At 67.3% G+C, this 22,014-nt stretch carries 19 protein-coding genes; 12 read left to right on the forward strand and 7 right to left on the reverse strand.

Features of this window, described 5'->3' with window-relative positions:
* Positions 1-92 precede the first annotated feature (92 nt).
* The 4 genes from K6T36_RS04240 to K6T36_RS04255 all read left to right on the forward strand — a co-directional run bounded on the left by K6T36_RS04240 (position 93) and on the right by K6T36_RS04255 (position 5,517).
* Entirely contained in the window at positions 93-1,886 is a 1,794-nt protein-coding gene (locus K6T36_RS04240; protein WP_222922739.1) for a hypothetical protein, read from the forward strand.
* Between the two features lie 49 nt (positions 1,887-1,935).
* Entirely contained in the window at positions 1,936-2,835 is a 900-nt protein-coding gene (locus K6T36_RS04245) for a phosphoribosyltransferase HisG-related protein (protein WP_222922740.1), read from the forward strand.
* Positions 2,836-2,995: 160 nt separating this feature from the next.
* Positions 2,996-4,537, forward strand: a complete 1,542-nt coding sequence (locus K6T36_RS04250) for an ATP-binding protein (protein ID WP_222922741.1) — start codon at positions 2,996-2,998, stop codon at positions 4,535-4,537.
* Between the two features lie 170 nt (positions 4,538-4,707).
* The gene (locus tag K6T36_RS04255) at positions 4,708-5,517 is read left to right on the forward strand and encodes a BtpA/SgcQ family protein (protein WP_222922742.1); all 810 of its coding nucleotides are present in this window, start codon (positions 4,708-4,710) and stop codon (positions 5,515-5,517) included.
* Positions 5,518-5,547: 30 nt separating this feature from the next.
* Here K6T36_RS04255 and K6T36_RS04260 read toward each other — a convergent pair whose 3' ends face one another.
* Together K6T36_RS04260 and K6T36_RS04265 are read right to left on the reverse strand one after the other, a co-directional pair.
* A complete protein-coding gene (locus tag K6T36_RS04260) occupies positions 5,548-6,609 on the reverse strand; it encodes a carbohydrate kinase family protein (protein ID WP_222922743.1) in 1,062 nt (353 codons plus the stop codon).
* A 1-nt stretch (position 6,610) separates the two neighbouring features.
* A complete protein-coding gene (locus K6T36_RS04265) occupies positions 6,611-7,576 on the reverse strand; it encodes a metallophosphoesterase family protein (protein WP_222922744.1) in 966 nt (321 codons plus the stop codon).
* Positions 7,577-7,805: 229 nt separating this feature from the next.
* Here K6T36_RS04265 and K6T36_RS04270 point away from each other — a divergent pair, with 229 nt between their 5' ends.
* From K6T36_RS04270 to K6T36_RS04290, 5 genes are all read left to right on the forward strand, one after another.
* Entirely contained in the window at positions 7,806-9,959 is a 2,154-nt protein-coding gene (locus K6T36_RS04270) for an ABC transporter substrate-binding protein (RefSeq protein ID WP_222922745.1), read from the forward strand.
* Between the two features lie 88 nt (positions 9,960-10,047).
* Entirely contained in the window at positions 10,048-11,094 is a 1,047-nt protein-coding gene (locus K6T36_RS04275) for an ABC transporter permease (protein ID WP_222922746.1), read from the forward strand.
* A 4-nt stretch (positions 11,095-11,098) separates the two neighbouring features.
* Entirely contained in the window at positions 11,099-12,553 is a 1,455-nt protein-coding gene (locus K6T36_RS04280; protein ID WP_222922747.1) for an ABC transporter permease, read from the forward strand.
* Positions 12,553-13,677 (forward strand): ABC transporter ATP-binding protein, encoded by a 1,125-nt coding sequence (locus K6T36_RS04285; protein WP_222922748.1) that lies wholly within the window; start codon positions 12,553-12,555, stop codon positions 13,675-13,677. Before K6T36_RS04280 ends, K6T36_RS04285 begins: the two co-directional genes overlap by 1 nt.
* A complete protein-coding gene (locus K6T36_RS04290) occupies positions 13,674-15,146 on the forward strand; it encodes an ABC transporter ATP-binding protein (protein ID WP_222922749.1) in 1,473 nt (490 codons plus the stop codon). The genes K6T36_RS04285 and K6T36_RS04290 overlap by 4 nt, the downstream gene beginning before the upstream one ends.
* Before the next feature lie 312 nt (positions 15,147-15,458).
* On the opposite strand, the gene K6T36_RS04295 is transcribed toward K6T36_RS04290, so the two are convergent.
* Together K6T36_RS04295 and K6T36_RS04300 are read right to left on the reverse strand one after the other, a co-directional pair.
* Positions 15,459-16,502: a tyrosine-type recombinase/integrase gene (locus K6T36_RS04295; protein WP_222922750.1), complete on the reverse strand. Its 1,044-nt coding sequence runs from the start codon at positions 16,500-16,502 to the stop codon at positions 15,459-15,461.
* Positions 16,502-16,876 carry a DUF5805 domain-containing protein gene (locus K6T36_RS04300; RefSeq protein ID WP_222923357.1) on the reverse strand — a complete coding sequence of 125 codons (375 nt, stop codon included), beginning with the start codon at positions 16,874-16,876 and terminating at the stop codon, positions 16,502-16,504. The genes K6T36_RS04295 and K6T36_RS04300 overlap by 1 nt, the downstream gene beginning before the upstream one ends.
* A 312-nt stretch (positions 16,877-17,188) precedes the next feature.
* Between K6T36_RS04300 and K6T36_RS04305 the strand changes: the two genes are divergently transcribed.
* Together K6T36_RS04305 and K6T36_RS04310 are read left to right on the forward strand one after the other, a co-directional pair.
* Positions 17,189-17,656 carry a DUF5805 domain-containing protein gene (locus K6T36_RS04305; protein WP_222922751.1) on the forward strand — a complete coding sequence of 156 codons (468 nt, stop codon included), beginning with the start codon at positions 17,189-17,191 and terminating at the stop codon, positions 17,654-17,656.
* Complete coding sequence (locus K6T36_RS04310; RefSeq protein ID WP_222922752.1) at positions 17,653-18,717, forward strand: tyrosine-type recombinase/integrase; 1,065 nt, start codon at positions 17,653-17,655, stop codon at positions 18,715-18,717. The genes K6T36_RS04305 and K6T36_RS04310 overlap by 4 nt, the downstream gene beginning before the upstream one ends.
* Positions 18,718-19,037: 320 nt before the next feature.
* On the opposite strand, the gene K6T36_RS04315 is transcribed toward K6T36_RS04310, so the two are convergent.
* Positions 19,038-19,448, reverse strand: coding sequence for a hypothetical protein (locus K6T36_RS04315; RefSeq protein WP_222922753.1), 411 nt, complete (start codon positions 19,446-19,448; stop codon positions 19,038-19,040).
* Positions 19,449-19,741: 293 nt separating this feature from the next.
* Here K6T36_RS04315 and K6T36_RS04320 point away from each other — a divergent pair, with 293 nt between their 5' ends.
* Positions 19,742-20,524 carry a ribonuclease H-like domain-containing protein gene (locus tag K6T36_RS04320; RefSeq protein WP_222922754.1) on the forward strand — a complete coding sequence of 261 codons (783 nt, stop codon included), beginning with the start codon at positions 19,742-19,744 and terminating at the stop codon, positions 20,522-20,524.
* Positions 20,525-20,577: 53 nt separating this feature from the next.
* Here K6T36_RS04320 and K6T36_RS04325 read toward each other — a convergent pair whose 3' ends face one another.
* Both K6T36_RS04325 and K6T36_RS04330 read right to left on the reverse strand, forming a co-directional pair.
* Positions 20,578-20,772, reverse strand: coding sequence for a DUF5800 family protein (locus K6T36_RS04325; RefSeq protein WP_222922755.1), 195 nt, complete (start codon positions 20,770-20,772; stop codon positions 20,578-20,580).
* Positions 20,773-20,828: 56 nt separating this feature from the next.
* Positions 20,829-21,941, reverse strand: coding sequence for a sodium:calcium antiporter (locus K6T36_RS04330; protein ID WP_222922756.1), 1,113 nt, complete (start codon positions 21,939-21,941; stop codon positions 20,829-20,831).
* Positions 21,942-22,014 lie beyond the last annotated feature (73 nt).

The following is a 22,014-nucleotide window of genomic DNA, read 5'->3' on the forward strand; positions in this document are numbered from 1 at the left end:
ACCGAACCGAACCGCTATGCGTCGGCCTCGCGGCCTGTCGATGCGATAATCGGCCCGGTGACTTTTTATACTGTACTCGGCTCGGTGTATCCATGAGCCAGGGGCCCGATGTCACGGACGCCGTCACCGTCGAGGAGGACGGCGTCACCGTCGAGAAGCGTTTCACCGCCGACGAGTTCCCCGTCCCCGCGATCGAGTTCACCCTCCGCTCGGACCGCGAGGACGCCACGGAGTTCCGCATCGTCGACGAGATCCCCGAGGACTTCCCGATGGACCGCATCGGCTTCCATCCGGAGTACGAGTCCGAACACTGGACGGCGTATCAGGACCACCGGGTCGAGTACCGACGCCGGCTCGACGCCGGCGAGGAGGTGACGACCGTCTACGGCATCCGGACCGACGACCCCGACGACGGCGGCCGGTTCCTGGGGGAACCGGCGGTCACGGAAGTGTCCGAGGACGACGACCCCGTCGGCGACGTCGCCGACGTGATCGGCGACGACTCCTCGCAGGCGGTGCGCGACGTGCTCGCCGGGGACGACGGCGCCGGCGACGCCGACGACGAGGGAACGGCCGTCGACGACGCGTCCGACGGGCTCGACCTCGCCGGCGCGGAGGCGGACCTTGGCGCCGACGAGGCGGCCGATCCGCTGGCGGAGGAGTCGGACGACCCGCTCGCTGAGGGGACCGATGACCCGCTCGCGGAGGACGCGAGCGACGACGACCTCGCCCCGCCGGACGAGCGGACGGACGAGGAGTCCGCCGCCGACTTCCTCGACGACCTCTCGGACGACGAGGGGACCGGCGAGGGGAGCGACGAGGAGTCGGACGTGGACGGAGCCGTGGCCGAGGTCGCCGACGCGGAGGCGGCGGACGCAGCCGACGACGAACCGGAGCCGGCCGACGACGAGCCCGACGCGGTGCTCGACCTGGACGGCGACGCCGACGACGACGCGGACGCCGTGAGCGACGACCTCGGAGAACCCGAACCCGAACCAGAGGACGAGGTTGCCGGCACCGACGGGGACGCGGGCGCTGCCGCAGCCGGGGGCGTCGCCGCCGGCGGGGTCGCGGCCGCGCTCGCCGAGGAGCTTCGCGCCGGGACCGTCTCCGAGGAGGACCGGGAGGTGCTCACGGAGGAGCTCGAACTCGACCACTCCACGAGCGTCGACGCGCGCATCTCCCGGCTCCAGTCGAAAGTCGAGGACATGGCGGCGTACTCGAACGCGCTGGAGGAGTTCATCGACGAGAACGGCCTCGCCAGCGAGTGGATGGACGGCCTGCAGGCCGACCTGGACGACCTGACCGCCGAGATCGCCGAGACGCGCGAGGAGGTCGCCGACGCGGCCGACGAGCGCGCATCGCTCCGCGAGGAGGTCGAGACGGCAAGCGAGGACGCACGCGACGCGAGCGAGCGGGCCGCCGCCGTCGACGAGGAGGTCGACGACCTCCGTGGCGACGTGGGCGACCTCCGCGGCGACGTGGACGACCTCCGGACCGACGTGGACGACCTGGGCGAGGAGATCGCCGACACCGCCGACTCGGTCGAGTCCTCGATCGACGAGGTTCGCGCGGATCTGGACGACCTCGCGGAGGAGGTCGCCGACGAGGACGAGGCCGTCGCGGAGGTTCGCGAGGAGGTCTCCTCGATCGGTGAGGAGGTGGAGTCGGTGTCCGCGCTCGTCGACGACGAGCTCTCGGAGATGCGCACGGAGCTGGAGGAGGTTCACGACGACCTCGAGGAGTTCGAGGAGTTCCGGACGCGGCTCTCGTCGGTGTTCGGCCCGGGCGGCGCGGCCGGCGGCGCCGGCCAGGGAGGCGAGGGCGCCGACGGCAACGGAGCCGACGGCGACGACGGCGACGACGGTACCGACGACGCGGAGTAGGCCCGCCGGAAACGCGCCGCTTTTGCACCGGGGCCCCCACGTTCCGCCAATGAGCAGACCCGTCTCCGTCGCCGTCCCCCGAAAGGGGCGGCCGCTGGAGGCCGCCCTCGAACGGTTCGCGGCCGTCGGCGGCGACGACGCGGCGGCGCTGGCAGACGACGTGTCCTCGACGCTCCGGTACGAGAAGGCGATCACCAAGGGCCGCGACCGCGACGAACGCGGCGTGTACGAGCGCCTCGCCGCCTACAGCGATCCGGAAGGGTCCGGTCCCGAGTACACGCTGATCCGTGACGACCGCGATGGGAACCCCCGCCGCGTCGTCTTCGACTCGGCGGTGATCGCGGTCGACGGACACGAGGTCCGGCTCGTCGGTCGCGAGGAACCGTTCCGCGCGCTGCGCACCCACGAGTTCGCGCTGGGGTTCGACTCCGCCGACCTCGTGTTGGAGGAGGTCGTCGGCCTGGAGCCGGAGGGGGTCTCGGACCTCTCGGACGTGAACGCCCGGATCGACCCGCGCGACACCGACGTTCGCGTCGCGACCGGGCTCGGCGACACCGTCCATCACACGCTGATGGCGACGCCCGAGACGCTCCCGGCCGGCGTCGACCTCGACCGCTCGTTCGTCGTCGACTACGAGGGACCGCTGTGTATCTCCCCGCGGTACGAGCGCCTCGTCGAGGCGGTCCTCGGCACCGACGCCCTCGCCGGCGTCGAGTTCGTCTACCCCGAGGCCGGCCAGGAGGAGGAGGCGGCCATCGCCGACGTCGGCCTCGGCGTCTACCTCACCGTCACCGGCGGGACCGCCCGGGACCACGGGCTCGTGCTCGGCGAGGACCTGTTCCCCAGCGAGACCGTCCTGATGGAGAACGAGGCGGAGGCGACGCGCGCGACGCGGTCGCTCGAGATCGCGCTCGCCAGCGACATCGACACCGCGCTGGCCCCCGAGTGAGGCCGAGCGAGGCGGGCGAGGCGGGCCAGCGCACGCCCGAAACGGAACACGTGCGGCGATAGCCCCGTCTGAGTCGACCTGGGAGACTCCGACGCGGCTCGGACGTGTGAGTCGGACACGATGGTCAACGTTATTTAGGACGGCTAATATCTACGGTTCGATGACAGCTTGTTCCCCGCACGTTCTGTACGTCGACCCGGACGCGGGATGCCGCGACCGGATCGCGGACGAACTGCGCCGGGAACTGCCTGACGTGACGGTGACGACCGTCCGCTCCGCGGACGAAGCGGTCGACGCGGTGGCCGACGCTCGCGAGATCGACTGCGTCGCCAGCGCGTTCGACCTTCCGGACGGGGACGCCCTCGATCTGCTCGCGCAGGTGCGCGACGGGAACGGCGGGCTTCCGTTCGTCCTGTTCGCCGATGGGGGGGACGAGCGGGTCGCGAGCGACGCGATCACGGCGGGCGTTTCCGAGTACGTCCGGTCCGATCGGCGCGACCCGTACCGGACGCTGGCCCGTCGCGTCCGCGAGGTCGTCGAGGGACGCACGCCGGACGACTCCGCGGGGACGCGGTCGAGCGACGGGCGACACCGGCTCCTCGTCGAAGGGACGGACCAGCCGATGGCGGTGCTCGAGGACGGCCGGTACCGGCTGGTCAACGACGCCTGCGTCGATCTCGTGGGCGTTCCCCGCGAACGGATCCTCGGGTCGAGCGACGACGACCTGTTCCCGGCCGAGACGGCGCGAACGCTGCGCGAACACAGCGACGACGCGCTCGCCGCCGGCGAGCGGCGCGAACACCGTATCGATGCGGAGGTGAACGGCGAGGCGACGGTGCTCGACATCGTCCACTTCCCGGACCCCGACGCCGACGGCCGCCGGGTCGTCGGCCGAGTCGCGCGGGACGTGACCGACCGGGTCGATCGCGAACGATTGCTCCGCACGGAACGCGACCGACTCGAGGCCCTCTCGAGCGCGGTCGCCCACGACGCGCGAAACGCCATCCAGGTCATTCGGGGCCGGGCCCTCCTCGCCGAGGAATCGCTCCCCGACGACGCCGAGGAGTCCCGGGAACACCTGTCGGCGCTGGACGTCGGCGTCGACCGCCTCGGTGATCTCGTCGACTCGCTGGAGTCGCTGCGAGGGTTGAACGACCCGGTCACCGACCCGATGCCGGTGTCGATCGCCGAGGCGGCGCGGGACGCGTGGGCGACGGTCGCCGCGCCGGACGCGACGCTACGGGTCCGGGCCGATCCGCTGATGCTCGGCGACCCCGCGCGGGTGCGAACGATGCTGGAGAACCTCTTCAGAAACAGCGTCGAACACGGCTCGTCGGCGACACGTGCCCCGGCCGAACCCGCCGCAGAGCGCGTCGACGGCGGAGACCCGTGTGGAGGCGGCGCCGACTCGACCCCGACGCCCCGCGACGATCGCGATGGCTCGTCGGTGACCGTGACGGTCGACGCGCTCGACGACGCCCGCGGGTTCGCGGTGAGCGACGACGGGAGCGGGATCCCCGAGGACGAACGGGACCGCGTCCTGGAGTTCGGCTACTCGCCGACCGGCGGAACGGGGCTCGGACTCGGGATCGTCTCGGGGATCGCGGACGCCCACGGCTGGCAGATCGATGTCGCCGACTCCGACTCCGGGGGCGCACGCTTCGAGCTCCGCCAGGAGACGCTCGATTCGTTCGTCTCCTGACCCGATCGGCCGACTCGACGAGCACCGACGTGAGGCGACCGTCGTCGGAGGAATTCTATATCGCGAAATAGGATTTATCCGTCGTTCACGAGGCGGATCCGTCCCGTGGGGACCGGCACCGCGTTCGTCCGATCGTCAGACTAAGGCCGGAACCGGGGGTAGCTCGCGTCATGTTCGACTCGCTGTTCGCGGACGGCCGACGGCCGGTGATCGGAATGGTCCACCTCCCGGCGCTCCCCGGGGCGCCGAAGTACGACGGCGACCGGGATGCGATCATCGAGACCGCAGAACGCGACGCGCGCCGGCTCGCGGCCGGCGGCGTCGACGCGATCATGGTCGAGAACTTCGGCGACGCGCCGTTCTACCCGGACGACGTGCCCAAGCACGTCGTCGCGAGCATGACGCGGGCGACGCGGGCGGTCGTCGAGGCCACGGACGTGCCCGTCGGGGTGAACGTCCTCCGCAACGACGCCGAGGCGGCGCTGTCGGTCGCCGCGGCCGCCGGCGGCGACTTCGTTCGGGTGAACGTTCACACCGGCGCGCGCGTAACGGATCAGGGCGTCATCGACGGGACGGCTCACGAGACGATGCGGCTGCGCGAGCGCCTCGACGCGGACGTGGCGGTGCTGGCCGATCACGACGTGAAACACTCCGCGCCGATCGCCGCGGCGGGGTTCACGGCCGAGTCCGTCGCCGACGGCGTCGAGCGCGGGCTCGCGGACGCCGTCGTCGTCAGCGGCACCGGCACCGGCCACGAGACCGACCGTTCGGATCTGCAACACGCCGTCGAGCGCCGGGACGCGAACGACCTCGACACGCCGATCCTCGTCGGCAGCGGCGTCGACGCCGACACCGTCGCGGAGACGCTCGAGCTCGCCGACGGCGTCATCGTCGGCACCGCGCTCAAGGAGGACGGCGACGTGGGTAACCCCGTCTCGGAGGCCCGCGTGCGGGAACTCGTCGAGGCCGCGCGATCGTAGAAAACCACCCGAGGGAGTTACCGATCGGAGCTATCGATCGCCGCGATCACCGCGATCACCGCGACCGCCTCGCTCGGCGAGGTACGACTCGACCTCCGCGCGAGTCGCCAGCCCGCCGCGTGCCCCGTCCCCGGTAACGTTCAGCGCGGCGGCCGCCGCCGCGAATCGCCCCGCCTCGCGAACGTCGTCGCCGCCGAGCACCCACCGATCGATCAGCGCCGCCACGTACGCGTCGCCGGCGCCCGTCTCGTCGACGACCGGCACCTCGAACGCCGGGAGCTCGTGGAGCCCCTCCCCGTCGCCGAGGACGGCACCGTCCGGTCCGGCGGTGACGGCGACGCGTCCGGCGCCCCGAGAACGGAGTTCCTCGGCGGCCTCACGACCCGTGCATCCGAGGTACGAGGCGGCGGCCACCTCGCCGACGACGAACAGGTCGGCCGCCTCGACCCACCGGTCGATCGTCGCCTCGCGCGCGCCGCGCCCGGCCAACTCCGCGAGCGGTCCCGAGAGGTCGAAGACGAACGGCGGCGCCCCGGGTTGCCGGGCGATCTCGATCGCCTCGCGGTGGACCTCGTCGGGGTTGTAGGCCGTGAGGAAGGCGGCGTCGGCGCCCGCGAGCGCGGCGCGATCCGCCTCCGAGAACCGGAGGCGCTTCGCCGAGTCGCCGGCGGTCACGATGCTCCGTTTCCCGTCGCTGTCACGGAGTATTACGCAGTGCGTGCTCGTTCCCGACTTCCGTCGGACGTGAGCGTCGTTGATCGGACTCGCGTCGAGGTCGGCGGCGACCCGGGCGCCGACGTCGTCATCGCCGAGCCGGGCGATCAGCCCGGTCGAGCGACCCAGGCGGGCGCTCGCGAGCGCGACGTTGGCGCCGACGCCGCCGAACGCCTCGGCGACCGTGTCGGCGTAGGCGCCGCCGTCGGGTTCGGGGATGTTGGTGACGCGGTAGGTGCGGTCGACGGTCGCGGCGCCGACGGTGACGACCTCGGGTGCTGGCGAGTCGCCGACCAGCGTTCCATCGGGCTCGGCGTCCGCGGCCGCTGCGCCGCCGTCATCGCCTGTGTCGTCGCCCGCGGCGTCGCGACCGGTCATCTCACTCCTCGACCAGCGGGAACTGTGCGAGCCGCGCGGCCGCCATGCCGGTCAGCCCGCGCGCGGTGACGGAGTCGGACGACCGCTCGCGGTGGCCGACGACCATCCCGTCGAAGTCGGCGACGGGGACGAACCGCACCTCGGTGCCCTCGGGGCCGATGTCGAGGAGGCAGTACCCCTGCGGGAACGAGCACGTCGTCGGCATCATCAGCTCGCGGACCGACCCCTGCGTCGCCGCCGACGGCATGTGAAGGTGGCCGGTGAGCAGCAGCGGCACGTCGTGGCGTTCGAGCGTCCCGACGAACGGCTCGGGGTTATCCATCTCCGGCGGTACGAACATGTCGGGCTCGGCCAGGTTCCTGTGCTCGTGAACCTGCTCGGACATCGCCGGGAGGTTGTGGTGTGCGAGCACGAGCGGCGTCTCCGCCTCCGTGAGCAGCCCGTTCAGCTCGTCGAGCTGTTCCTCGGGAACGGTTCCGGCGTGCGAGTCGTAGAGCCATTCCTCGGTTCCCGCGGTGTTGACGCCGATCACGTCGATCCCACCGACGGCGGTGTGAAACGGAAACCCTTGCCCGTCGGGAGTGTACCGCTCGGCGAACTCGGCCATCGGGAGGTTCTCGTGGTCGTACCCCTCCTTGGGCACGTCGTGGTTGCCCGGGACAGAGTAGAATGGCGCCTCGAGGTCCGCGGCGATCTCGTCGAACCGGTCGAAGTTCCACGGCTCGCCGTCCTTCGTGATGTCGCCGACGCACAGCGTCGCGTCCACGTCGCGCTCGGCGATGTCGGCGACGGCGTTCGCGACGTGCGCCTCGGTGCGATCGAACAGCTTCGAGGTACCCGCCTCCTCGGTCGAGAGGTGTGGGTCGGCGATGACGGCGACGCGTGTCCGATCGTCGGCCTTCGGCCGGTCGAGCGCGGCCATCAACGAGCCCGCCGGGGACCCGGACCTGTCGAGCGGTATGACCATACGGTGGCCTCGGCCAGCCGTCTCAAAACGGTCCCGGTCCCGGTCGATCGTGCACGGTCGGCCGACCGTTGACGGGCGATCGATCGCGTCCGACCGCCGGACGGTGATATATCATGGACGATACGTGGAAATGCAGATGTGTGAACTAGAGAGCGATCCGGAGGCGTATATATACACATAGGACTGCAGATGGCAAGTTATTTGCTGTCTGAACGGACGCATGTACCTGATGTCCGAGGACACCACTCGGCGGCGCTTTCTCACCGCGGCAGGCTCGGGCGTGGCGGCGGCGCTCGCGGGCTGCTCCGGGAACCAGCCGGACGAACAGGCGACCGAGGCCGACACCGACACGCCGGAGTCGACGGCGACGGCGACCGCGACGCCGGAACCCGAACGGCAGTACACCGGCGGGACGCTCCAGTTGGCCTCCAACGGACCGGTCCAGACGCTCGACCCGATAAACGCGAAGGGCTCGGGCGCGGGATACAACCAGTACAACGGGACGCTCATGACGTTCGAGAACGGGGACCTGCCGCCGGTCGCCGGACTCGCGACCGACTACGAGGTCTCGGAGGACGGCCGCACGTACACCTTCCAGCTCCGGGAGGGCGTGCGCTTCCACAACGGCGACGAGCTGACGGCGCAGGACTTCGTCTACTCGTGGGAGCGGCTCGCGGGCGCCGAGGAGACCCGCAACGCCGACGACATCGTCGGCGACACGTTCGCCATCGAACACGAGAAGCAAAGCGACATGGACGGCGTCTCGGCGTACATCCCGGGGACGCTCGCCGTCGAGGCGGTCGACGACTACACCTTCGAGTTCACGATGGCGACCGCGTTCACGGGAACGATGTCGCAGATCGCCAGCGGGACGTTCGCCCCGATCCCCGAGGGATCGGTCGCGTACCCGAAGGACTACGAGAGCCACGAGGGCGTGGACGGCCTCATGTGGGAGGGGGAGTACGAGTACAACGAGTACTTCTCGACGGACGGCGACGGGCCGTTCTTCGCCGGCGTCGGCCCGTTCCAGATCGACTCCTGGAGCAAGGGTGACGCGATCACCCTGTCGGCGTTCGAGGACTACTACGGCGAGGGGCCGTACATCGACGAGATCGTCTACACCGTCATCGGCAACCAGCAAACGCGCTTCTCCCGGTTCAAGAACGGGAACCTCGACGTGCTGCTCAACGGAATGCCGACGGCGGCGTTCAACTCGGACCGCCGGAGCATCGACCGCGACCGCGGAACCTACCGGACGGGCACGTACGAGCTCGACAACGGCGAGACAGTCAACTACGGCGAGGCCCCCGCGCTCGACACCGACTACCTCGTGTTCAACTGCGCGCGGACCCCCAAGCCGGTCCGGCAGGCCATCGCGTACCTGATCAATCAGGAGCGGATCTCCCAGGACGTGTACAAGGGGCTCCAGCCCGCGGCGTACCACCTCACGCCGCCGGGCGCGTTCATGGCCCGCGAGGGCGAGAACCCCGGGGAGAACTACAACAAGCACTACCAGGACGGGCACCGGAACCAGATGGAGCAGTACGCCGACGGCTATCCCTACGGGGTCGGCGAGGCGCGGATCGGCGAGGCCCAGCGCGTCATGGAGGAGGCCGGCTACGGCGAGGACGAGCGTGCGGAAGTCGAGTTCACGGTGTTCTCCGGCGACGGCGCCTGGGACTCGATCGCCCAGACGCTGCGCGACAAGGCGACGGCCGCCTACATCGACATCAACATCGTGAAGGCCGACTTCGGGACGATCATCGGCCAGGCGCTCGACGGGTCGATGGACATGTTCTCGCTGGGCGACGGGATGGAGTGGCCCGAGTCGGACAACTTCCTCCGATTCATCCCGCCGTACGACAATCCCAGCGGGATGTTCACCCGGTGGACGTACCAGGTCGTCGCCGAGGAAGTGGACCTCGGCGGCGACGGCTCCGAGACCGTCCGCGAGAACGTCTACGCGGAACTCGACGGCGACTTCCCCGAGGACCACGTGAAGGTGAACACGGACGACGGTCAGGTCCGGGTCGCCATCGACGGCGTCGAGCCCGACGAGCTGGAGTCGGCGCTCGACGCGGCGGGGTACAGTCACGGCGGGGCCGAGTCGACCCAGGCGCCGTTCGACCCGCTCATGCCGGAGTCCGACCGCCGGTGGGACACGTACCTCGACAACCGCGGGCCCAGCGACGAGGCGGTTCGCGCTCGCGACGAGGTGTACTACTTCCAGGAGGAGGTCAACTGGGCGGCCGTCCAGGAGCTCCCGCTCGTGCACTCGATCACTCAGCGGCTCTGGCAGGACCGGGTGAACGTCCGCATGGCCGGGACGATGGAGAATCAGACCTTCAACACGCTCACGCTCGAGGACCAGGACGGGAACTGACCCGACCGAGGGGCGGCCGCCTCACGTTTCAACAGTGTTTTTGTAATCCGATCGAACCAACCAACGAACTCAGAGACTCCCGCTACACATGAATCGGCTGAAATACATCGTCAAACGCGTCCTCATGTCCGTTCCCGTCCTGTGGTTGGGGACCAGCATGACCTGGTTCATCATCTACCAGGGCCCCGTGGATCCGGCCGCCAACCTCCTGAGCGGAAACGAGCGCCTCACGGAGGCGAAATACGAGGCGGCACGGACGGAACTGGGCCTCGATCAACCGCCCGTACAGCACTACGTCGACTGGATGTGGAACCTGTTCACCCTCGATCTCGGACAGACCTGGCTCGTGTACACCGGGTCGAACGTCGGCGCGCTGGTGCTGGATTTCCTCCCGCGCACCGTCTGGCTCGGCTTCTGGTCGGTGCTCATCGCCATCTGCATCGGCGTTCCCCTGGGCTTTTACGCGGGGATCCGGTCGAACACGGTCGCCGACTACATCGCCTCCGTCTCGGGGATCGTCTGGCGCGCGATGCCGAACTTCTGGCTCGCGGTGATCCTCCTGGCGCTGCTCGTGGGGTCGGAGCCGCTCTTCGGCTTCGACTGGGACACCTTCCTGGTCGACCTTCCCTCCGGCGTGACCGGAAATCCTGGCCTGTCGTACATGGCCGGCGACCCCCTCGCGCTGTTCACACAGCCGGGGGAGACGCTCGCGGCGATCAAGAAGATCCTCCCGGCCGCGCTCGTGTTGGGCTCGGCGTCGATGGGCAACGAGATGCGTATCGGCCGGACCGCGGTCCTCGAGACGAAAAACGAGCAGTACGTCGACTTCGCGCGCGCCCGCGGCGTCTCCGGCCGCGCGATCGTCTGGAAGCACGTCTTCCGGAACGCGCTCGTCCCGCTGGTCCCCGTGATCACCACGGAGGCGTTCCTCCTCATCGGCGGGAGCGTCCTCGTCGAGTCGGTGTTCGGGATCAACGGGATGGGGAAGCTGTTCTTCGACGCCGCGATCCAGGGCGACCTCCCGCTGGTCGGGTCGCTCATGTTCGTGTTCATCGTGCTCATGCTCGTGATCAACATCGCACAGGACATCCTCTACACCCTGATCGACCCCCGCGTCGGCTACGACGGGGCCTGACTCCATGGCTACACAATTCAACACGTACACCGAAGGCGAGGCCGCACCGCTTCGAGACAGAGTCATGGCGAACCCCCGCCCGGCAGCGGTGTGGGTCGGCGTCGCCGCCGTGTTGTTCGGACTGCAGGCCGGCGCCGTCGTGCAGTTCCTCGCGGCGCTGCTCGTGGACGCCGTCGCCGCGTTGCCGGGTATCACCGTTCCCGCCGGCGTGGCCGCCCTCGACCGGGCGGCCGACGCCGTCCCGACGCTGCTGTCGCGCGAGACGATCCCGAACCGAGGGTACTACGACGGCGGCGGCTACGTCGGCACGTTCCTCGGCCTGTCGCCGGATCTCGCGTGGCTCCTCCGGGTCACGCTCATCTACGCGTACTCGTTTGCCGCGCTGGCGTGGGTGTGGGTCGGCTACGAGCGGTACCGGACCCACTACCGGATCGCCGACTGGACGCCCCGCGACGACGTGATCGACCGGTTCCGCGGCCACAAGTGGGGCCTGTTCGGCGTCGTCGTCGTCGCGATGTTCTTCGTGATGGTCCTGTTCGCCCCGGCGCTGTCGCCGACGACGACGGCGGCGAACCTGGAGAACCCCTACCAACACGAGGTCACCTACTGGGCCGACGGCGAAACCCGGACCGTGACCGTCGGCCAGGCGAACCTGGGATCGCAGTCGCAGGGGACGCCACAGGAGAACGTCGGCCCGATGCAGTACGACGACTACGGCCGGATCCACCCGTTCGGGACCCTCCCCAGCGGGAAGGACTTGTTTACCTTCATCGCGCACGGGTCGCGGATCTCGCTGATCATCGGACTGGTGTCCGTGGGCCTGTCGGTGTCGATCGCGGTCGTCCTCGCGCTGATGACGGCCTACTACAAGGGGAAGATCGACCTCGGCGCGGTGCTGGTCTCGGACGCGGTGATGGGGATGCCGCAGTTGCTCCTGCTCATCATGCTGTCGGTGATCCTCTCGGGGACGTGGGTCGGGAAGATCTATTCGGGGGCGTTCGTGCTCGCGTTGATCTTCGCGGGCACCGGCTGGCCGGCGATGTGGCGCTCGTTCCGCGGTCCGGCGTTGCAGGTGTCGAACCGCGAGTGGGTCGACGCCGCGAAGTCGTTCGGACAGACCCCCGGGACGATCATGCGAAAGCACATGCTCCCGTACATCACCGGCTACGTGCTCGTGTACGGCTCGATGACGCTGGGCGGGGCGATCATCGCCATCGCCGGGCTCTCGTTCCTCGGGCTGGGCGTCAACCCGCCCACGCCCGAGTGGGGCCGGGCGGTCAACGCCGGCCAGGACTACGTGACGACCGCCTCCTGGCACATCTCGCTCATCCCCGGCATCCTGATCACGCTCGTCGTGACCGGGTTCAACGCCCTCGGCGACGGCGTGCGCGACGCGATCGATCCCGAGTCCGACGCGGAGGATCAGGGCGGCGCCAGCGGCCGCGGGGGTGGTGCCTGATGCGACCGAACCCGGTCGACGGCGCCGACGAGCCTCCGACCGGCGACGGCCTCAGAACGGACGGCGGCGACGCGCTCCTCGAGGTGGAGGGGCTGACGACCGTCTTCCACACCGACAAGGAGACGATCCGCGCGGTCGACGACGTCTCCTTCGCCGTCGAGGAGGGCGAGACGCTCGGGATCGTCGGCGAGTCCGGCTCGGGGAAGTCCGTCACGGCCCGTTCGATCCTCGGGTTGGTCGACTCGCCCGGAGCCATCGAGTCCGGCTCGATCCGGTTCCGCGGCGACGAGTTGACCGACGGGAACTGGGACACCCACCGCGGCGACATCTCCATCGTGTTTCAGGACCCGAGCAACTCGCTCAACCCGGTGTACACCGTCGGCAACCAGATCCGCGAGACGCTGCGGATCCACCAGGGGCTCACTGGCGCGGCCGCCCGCGAGGAGGCCGTCCGGCTGCTGGAGTCGGTGGGGATCCCCGACGCCCGCCGGCGGGTCACGGAGTACCCGCATCAGTTCTCCGGCGGAATGAAACAGCGGGCGGTCATCGCCGTCGCGCTCGCGTGTGACCCGGACCTGCTCGTCTGTGACGAGCCGACGACCGCCCTCGACGTGACCATTCAGGCACAGATACTGGAGCTGCTCGACGAACTGCAGGACGAGGAGGATCTCGCGATCGTGTTCATCACCCACGACATGGGCGTCATCGAGGAGACCGCCGACCGCGTGAACGTCATGTACGCCGGCGAGATGGTTGAGTCCGCGCCGGTCGACGAGCTGTTCGACTCCCCGCAGCACCCGTACACGCGGGGGCTACTGGCGTCGATCCCGGGGCGGACGGTCAGCGGGGACCGCCTGCCGACGATCGGCGGGGAGGTGCCCACGCCGACGACGGAGCCGACCGACTGCCGGTTCGCCGACCGGTGCCCGCAGGCGTTCGACGCCTGCGAACGCGTTCACCCGGAACCGGTCCGGGTCGGCCCCGACCACACCGCCGCGTGTCTGCTCCACGAGGAGGCGTACGACCACGATCCGAACGCGGGTGCCCCCGGGACGGAACGGGGTGTCGACGGCGCCGACGACGCCGGCGGCGACGCCGTCGCCGACGGGGGTGATCGCGAATGAGTCGCGGCGACTCGCCGGCGGGTTCGGACGCGGACCGGGCGAGCGCGTCGACTGCCGGGCGGGCGACAGAACCGGCGGCGGCAGCCGGAAGCGCCGACGCCGCCGACACCGACGCCGCCGACCCCGACGAGACGCTCGTCGAGGTTCGGAACCTGAAGAAGTACTACGACGACGACGGGTTCCTCGGCGACGACCCGGTCAAGGCCGTCGACGGCGTCTCCTTCGACATCCGCCACGGCGAGACGCTCGGGCTCGTCGGCGAGTCCGGCTGCGGGAAGACGACGCTCGGCCGGACGATCCTCGGCCTCGAGGACGCGACCGACGGCGAGGTCGTCTCGGACGGCCGCAACGTGGCGCGCCTCTCGGGGAAGCAGCTCCGCGAGTGGCAGCGGGACGCACAGATGGTGTTCCAGGACCCCGAGGCGAGCCTGAACGACCGGATGACGGTCGGCGAGATCGTCCGGGAGCCGCTGGACGCCCACGACTGGGGGACCCCCGACGAGCGGAAACGACGCGTGTTCGAGCTGCTCGATCTCGTCGGGCTCAACGAGGAGCACTATTACCGCTACCCCCACCAGTTCTCGGGCGGGCAGCGCCAGCGCGTCGGGATCGCCCGGTCGCTCGCGCTCGAACCCGAGTTCATCGTGCTCGACGAGCCGGTGTCCGCCCTCGACGTGAGCGTCCAGGCGCGGGTGATCAACCTCCTGGAGGACCTTCAGGAGGACCTCGGACTGACGTACCTGTTCATCGCGCACGACCTCTCGGTCGTCCGCCACATCGCCGACCGCGTCGCCGTGATGTACCTCGGCGACATCGTCGAGCTGGGCGACACCGAGGCGGTGTACACCGACCCGGCGCACCCGTACACCCGGTCGCTGCTGTCGGCGATCCCCGGCAGCCACACGGGCACCGACCGCCGGCGCGTGACGCTGCGCGGGACGCCCCCGTCGCCGCGGGACCCCCCGCAGGGGTGTCGCTTCGCCACCCGCTGCCCGGCGAAGGTCCGTCCCGAGGAGTTCGACGACCTCTCGGGGACCGCCTGGGAGCGCCTCGACGCGCTCCACACGGTGTTCCGCGAGCGGGCGAACAGCGAGACGGGAGTGACGGAACTGCTGAAGCAGCGCCTCGGGCTCGCGGCGGCCGCCGACGACATCGACGAGGTGGTCGCCGACCTGTTCGGCTGGCATCCCGACGACGGCGCCGTGCCCGAGGACGTCGGCCCGGACGAGCCGCTCCTGTCGGGCGACGCCCGCGCGGCCGTCGAGGACGCCGTCGACGCCGCCCGCCGGGGCGACGACGCGGCGGCGGCGACGCTGCTCACGGAGACGTTCGGCTCCGTCTGCGACGAGCAGCGCCCCGAACGGCACGTCGTCGACGACGACGGCCGCGTCAGCGCGTGCGTCCGCCACGACGCGGAGTACGAGTCGCCGGGTCCCGTCATGGCGCGTCGGTACGGCTCCGACGACTGAGGAAAGCAGAAGAAAATAGACAATTTAAGTTTTCTATTCTATTGGTTAGGTTGGTTCAGTTCAATTCTTCGCTGAGTACGGCGTCAGCTTCGTATATGAGATCTGGTCTGACCGTTATGAGGTACTATCAGACTGGGAACCAGAATACGTGAGTTGATCAAGTTTAGAACTCGATTTTTAAATCACGCATCCCCAACAGATTCTGGAATTTTGGAACTGTTGCCCCCGATTAAATATAGCGATATGAGGTGTATTGGAGGTGGTGTGGTGGTTTCTTTGGAACGTAGCATACTAATAATAGTTATTCGGTTGTCATTTTAGTACAAATACATGATTGAGGTACGGGCCACGAACTAGTTCATTCCAGTTGTGGGTATATCGATCCATCACATCGCCAACGTCGCCGCGAATGTACTTTACGACGTATGCGTCGCCCAGACGGTTCCGCATCTCAGTCGTGAAGAAGTGTCGAAAGTAATGCGGGGTGACGTTCTCTTCTGCACCACCGCCTACTGCATACCAACCTCGCTCGGCTGCTAACTCTCGGACATACCCACGTACCATGTCACTTGTCAGTCGTTCTCCGTAGCTTCGACTGATACTAGTGAACAGAGGCTCTGCATCCCCCACATCAGGGCGTATGGCCAGCCACGCCACAAGCGCTTTGTGAAGTTCCTGGTCGATAGGAATCGTCGTGTCGCGGTGTCGCTTGTTCCCTTCACTCCGTTCCTCGCCGTTCACTACGTCGCCGATGCTAATTTCGCTGTCCACATACAGGGTCTTCGGCCTGTCACTGATTGCTGCGCGTGGTTCAATACCATAATAACTCTGAACGCCATTGTGATCGAGATGCACGTCCCGCAGGTCAAGATTGCAGAGTTCACCTACGCGCATTCCCGTTTTAACCAGTGTCAAAACGACCGCTTTGCGGAGCGGATTTTGAATTTCGGCGATGAATTCACCCATTTGAGTGACGCCAAGACTCCTGCGAGTCGGTGTGGAGTCGCCACGCTCGCTCATTTCTTCCATTACGACTACCATAGGGTTCTCTTCAAATACGCCGAGTTGCGCCATATATCCATAGAACCGATTAACATGGACGGCCTTCGTCCGGATCGACCCCGGTGCGTACTCACGGTCACGGAGTGACTGAATCCACTGAAGACAGTCCCGTCGGTCGACATCATCGAGACTTGCCGCTCCTCGCTCTTCGGTGAACCTCTCAAACTGGCGAAGCGTCGTCCGGTAATCACTGACCGTGCTTGCTGCCCGGCCGTATAATTCCATTTCGTCGAGAAAATCACGAACAGGATTGACGCTGGATGTAGCAGAATCTGAATGCGTACTTCTAGCCATTAATTATCCCTCTTTGCCACAATAAGTCCGTCATCATTCACACTATATTCAATTGTTCCCGTTTCGTTCAGCTGTTCAATTGATTCTCTGACCAGATCTTCGATCTCCCCTGTGACTTCTTCGATCACTTCACCACTGCGCGCACCGTCAGCAGCGTTGACCGCATCCAAGATCCGTTCGTCGATGAAATCTTGGAGAGTACCGTCTTCGGCGCCATCACCCTGGGGGTCGAGACCGAACTCTCGGCGTCCAGCGTTGATCATTGCACGAAGATAGGCAGCACGAGAGTTGAAGCCCATTTTTTCGGCTTCCTTGTCGAAGCGATCGAGATCTTCTTTCGGGACTGTCACATTAAGAGACTTGTCGGAGGCCATCTAGTAGCGGAAGGTAGGGAGATGTGGTGTTAATGCTTTTGGACGGCTTATAGCCCTAATCTGTTTCTAAGGGTGGTAAAAACGCCCGTCGCCTGTGGTAGTTTCATTGTTATGGACGGCTTAGTAGCCTAATACGTTTTCAGGCACCTACAAATCCGCATTGAACAATCGTAATCTCGCTCGCACTTTCGCTTTGAGATGAATGCCACAAATGACAATTGTTGTATATTTAGTGAGGTGCAGTATTGAGAATCGGACACTACTACTGGTTATTGCATCAGATTGATGTAGCTGTGTTGAGCCATATTGTGTATGTGTGAGGAGAAGGAAGACGTTGACACAGAACGAGTTGCCATTACTGCAAGGGTACCCGCATATCAAAAAGAGGAGTGGGTAAAGGAAGCCGACAAACTCGATATGTCACAGTCCGAGTACCTTCGAACTATGGTTCAGGCCGGTCGTCATGACCTCGGTATCGCCGAGGATATCGGTCCAGTGATACACGCAGAAGACTCAACTGGGTCGGATCAAGAGGAACAGATAAACGACTCGCAATACCAAGATACCTCTACCGAGCCATTCAATCTCAGGAGTGACGGACTCAAGGCCCACCTCCTCGAGGAGATAGAGCGAGAAGAGATTCTCTCATTTGAGGACTTAGTTAGGACGATCGCCGGTGACATCGAAGAGCAGGTTGATGATGCCCTGGCCGACCTCCAGTCGAGTGACCGTGTCAGGTACAACGGTCGCGAAGGGGGTTACACAATGGTAGAGCGATGAGTACTGGTGGCCGTTCCGAAGACAGCGCACAGGACGACCCTATTGGTTATTTCCTTGAGGATATGAATTTACAAGGCAAGAGCGAGCGGACTCGTGAGGAGTATCGCCGGGTACTCCGGCGATTCGAGTCGTTTCTACATGACCCAGGACGTGGCCCTAGTGGGAAAGTGACCGGGCCTAGTGAAGCGTCCGAACGCGATTCCATGGCATTCATTTCCGAACTTCGCCAAAGCGCCGATATCGCTGATTCTACGATGGCGACATACGCCGCCTACCTCCACCGTTTCTACGCCTACATGAACGAGATAGGCACGTTCGAGGCTAATCCAATGGCGTTCGTGACGGAGGAACTTGACGAACGGATTGACACCGATCCAATCCGGCGCGAGATCTCGATCTCCCGTATGCGTGAATTTGTTGCGGAGATCACTCACCCACTTGACCGGGCGCTTGTCGTCACGTTGGCAAAAACCGGGATTCGAGTTGGTGAACTCTGCAATCTCGACCTACGGGATCTTAAACTCAGCTGCACCGTTCCAGGGTTTAACCTCGGTGACCGTTCACAACTCGATGGTCGCCCAGACTCACTGTATATTTCCAGTGAACCAACTGCTGGAGAGTGCTACAACGGCGAGAAACGTACCGCCTCTAACGGGCGTGAGCGGGCGACGGTGATTCCTGTAGACCAAGAACTGGGAAAAGCACTCATCACGTGGCTTGCGATCCGTCCAGATGCTGTTTCACCAGCGGACCCCCTGTTCGTCGGCACCGGCAGCGGCTGGGGAGAGCGGCTCACCCCCGAGCAGGTCGGCCGGATAGTCCGTGAGCACGCCGAGCGGGCCGGATGGTACGAGCCTGGCGCCGGGATGGCCGAAAACGTCACGCCGCACTACTTCCGGCACTTCTTCACCACGCACCTCCGGGACCAGATCGGTGATCGGGGCATTGTAAAACACCTCCGCGGCGACGTGGCAGACGACATCATCGACACCTACACCCACAACTGGGGCGACAACGTCCGAGAGACGTACGAGCGCCACATCTACTCGCTGTTCGAGTAGCCGGACGGCACGCTCGGACCGTCCTCGCAGCCGAAGAGTCCTGCTTCTCTCTGCTGATCTCGGGAGAGAGAGCGACATCGACAACAAACTATACACTCGTGTACCGTGGAGACCGCGGTTCGAGACAGTCTGATAAACTGTATTTCGATATATAGAATACATCACCCGATCCCGGACCCGCGATCGTGGGGTCGGCCGCGGATACGAACCCTGAGGCGGGCGCTCGCGAGTGTTGCGGGCGGAACTGTCCGATGACGACATCCGGCGAAGAGGGGAGGTGTTCGCTTCACGAACCGGTCGCCCGGCCGAGCGCGTCGCGTTCAGCCGGCGGCCACGTCCGCGACGGCCGCCACGAGGACGGTGAAGAACGTCGCGACCAGCACCGCCTTCGTCGTCTCGACGGCCGAGCGCGCGCCCTCGAGCGGGAGCCCGTACAGGAGGACGATCAGCAGGGAGACGCCGACCGCGATGGCGACCGTCGAGAGGAACCGCAGGGGGAGCCCGGCCACGGTTCGTCCGGCCGAGGGGTCGCGGCGCTCGACGGCGGTGTAGAGGGCGAGGTAGGTGAGCGTCAGCGCGATCGCGACCGCGGCGACCGCTCGCCGGAGGCTCATCCCCGCGGCGACCTCCCAGACGTCGCCGGGGATCAACAGTCCACCCGCGATCAGCAACGCGCCGGTCAGCTGTTGGATGAGGTCGGCCCGATCGAAGCGTTCCGGACGGTTCGCCACACAGTCGGGTACACGGCCGAGCGCAAGTAGGCATCGGGGAGACACCGAGAGCGCGACCGCTCGGAGTCGAGGGTCACCGAGCGGTTCGCTCCTCGATCAGCGACGGTTCGTCGTTGGGGGGCGAGCTCACGCGCATCGAGACCGGGCAGTACCGCATGCGTCGCCAGCGAGGAACGGGAGTCGGACGGGGCGCAACAGAACCCTTTAGCCTCGGTGCGCCCCCACATCGACCGACACGACGGCCGCGGAATCGGGGCGACGGCTCGTCCCGCCGCCCGCGGTCGCGCACAACCATGCGCATCAAAAACAGCTTCATTCCGGTCGAGGGGGTCGGCGCGACGACCGAGCGCCGCATGTGGGAGAACGACATCCGCGAGTGGGACGAGTTCCGGCAGGAGCGCGCGCCGGGCGTGGGTGCGACGACCGCCTCGCGCATCGAGTCGTTCATCGACGAGGCGACCGAGCGCCTCGACGACCGCGACGCGCCCTTCTTCGACCGGGCGTTCCCCTCGGGCGAGCGCTGGCGGCTGTACGAGGACTTCCGCGACGGCGCGTGCTTCTTCGACATCGAGACGACCGGCCTCTCTCACGAGCGCGACCGGGTCACGACCGTCTCGTTCCACCGCGACGGCGAGACGACGACGCTCGTGCAGGGGCGGGACCTGTCGGCGGCGACGCTGCGCGAGCAGTTCCGCGAGGCGGACCTGCTGGTGACGTTCAACGGGACGCGCTTCGACGTGCCGTTCCTGGAGACCTCCTTCGGGATGGAGATCGACACGCCCCATCTCGATCTCATGTACCCGTGCCGGACGCTCGGGCTGACGGGGGGCCTGAAACCGATCGAGAACGAGCTCGGGATCGACCGCGACGGCCCGGACATCACCGGCCGCGACGCGGTTCGGCTGTGGCACGAGTACGAGCGCGGCGACGAACGGGCGCTGGAGCGGCTGGTCTCGTACAACCGCGACGACACGGTGAACCTGCGGACGCTCGCCGACGAGGTCGCCGGGCGGCTCCACCGCGAGACGGTCCCCGACGGCGACGACCCGATCGGAACGACGTTGGGTCGACGGTAAACTCTCCCCGGCGTACCGACGGTCAGGTTCGGCCGCGGCCCTGCTTCCTCCCCTCAGACGATGTCGCCGATGCGGCGCGGCTCGCCGGACAGCGAGGGGCGCTCCTCGACGATCTTCAGTACCTCGTGGTCGGTCACGTCCATGTACGACTTGCGGGTCGCCTCCTCGATCAGGTCCTTCTCCAAGCGGAACTCGGTCCCTTGATAGACGACGTCGACGCCGGTCTCGTCGAACGAGAGCGTGGTCATGGTCGGTGATAGCCTACGGGGGTAGTTAAGCGGACGGCTCGGACCGGAGAGATCGCTCATCCGACGATACGAAGCAGGCTGAGCGTCCACCGGAGAGCCTCCGAGAGCGCGAGCACGATCCCTTCCGGACGGGTGAGCCGCCGGCCGGACCACAGCGCGGCGACGACCGCGACGGTCACGGCGACGAGCCACCCCACGCTCACCAGCGCCTCGGGAGCGACCGAAAGCGGCGTCAACAGGGCCGCGAGCCCGAGCACGCCGAGGACGTTGAACACGCTCGACCCGACGACGTTGCCGACGGAGACGCCGAGGCTCCCCTGGCGAACCGCCACGAGCGACACGGCGAACTCCGGCGTCGAGGTGCCGGCCGCGACGACGGTGCCGCCGATCACCCACTCGGAGACGCCGGCCGCCCGCGCGAGCCCGACCGCCGCGTCGACGAGGAGGTCCCCGCCGGCGACGACGACGGCGACGCCGGCGATCACCAGAAGCAGGTCCCGGGCGGGCCCGTCCGCGATCCGTCGCGCCGGCGTGGAGAGGTCGACGGGATCGGTTTCGAAGGAGTTCCCGACGATGCCGCCGTCCGTGGGGGCGTCGTCGCCGTCCGTCGGGGCATCGCCGCCGGCCGGGGCGTCGCCATCGCTCGGAGAATCGCCGTCGGGCAGTGAATCGTCTTCAGTCCGGGCGTCCGCGTCGGCCCGCCCGTCGTCGACGCCCGCGCGCAGCGAGACGGCGACGTAGCCGACCAGCAGCGCGAGGAGCGCGCCGCCCTCGGCGGGCGTTACCCGGAGGTCCGACACCGCGAGCGCGCCCGCCAGCGTCGCGGCCACCAGCGCGACCCCCTCGCGCCGGACGATCCGGGGCTCGACCGCGAACGGGCCGACGACCGCGACGGCGCCGAGGACGACCGCGAGGTTGTAGAGGTTCGAGCCGATCACGTTGCCGACGGCGAGGTCGCCGGCGCCGTCGACGGCGGCGCCGACGGTGACGACGATCTCCGGGCTGGAGGTGCCCACGGCGACGACCGTCAGCCCGATCACCAGCTCGGAGAGTCCGACCCGGCGCGCCAGGCGGACCGAGGAGCCGACCAGCAGGCGGGCGCCGGCCCACAGCGCCGCGACGCCGACGGCGAGGAGGAGGCCGTCCGCGACCGGCGAGGGAACGACCATGGAGCGAGCGTCGTCGTCCGTCGCCGTAACTCCCCGGGGCGACTGTCGGCGTGCGAACCGCCAGGTCAGCCGG

Source organism: Halobaculum roseum (assembly GCF_019880245.1).
Lineage (GTDB): Archaea > Halobacteriota > Halobacteria > Halobacteriales > Haloferacaceae > Halobaculum > Halobaculum roseum.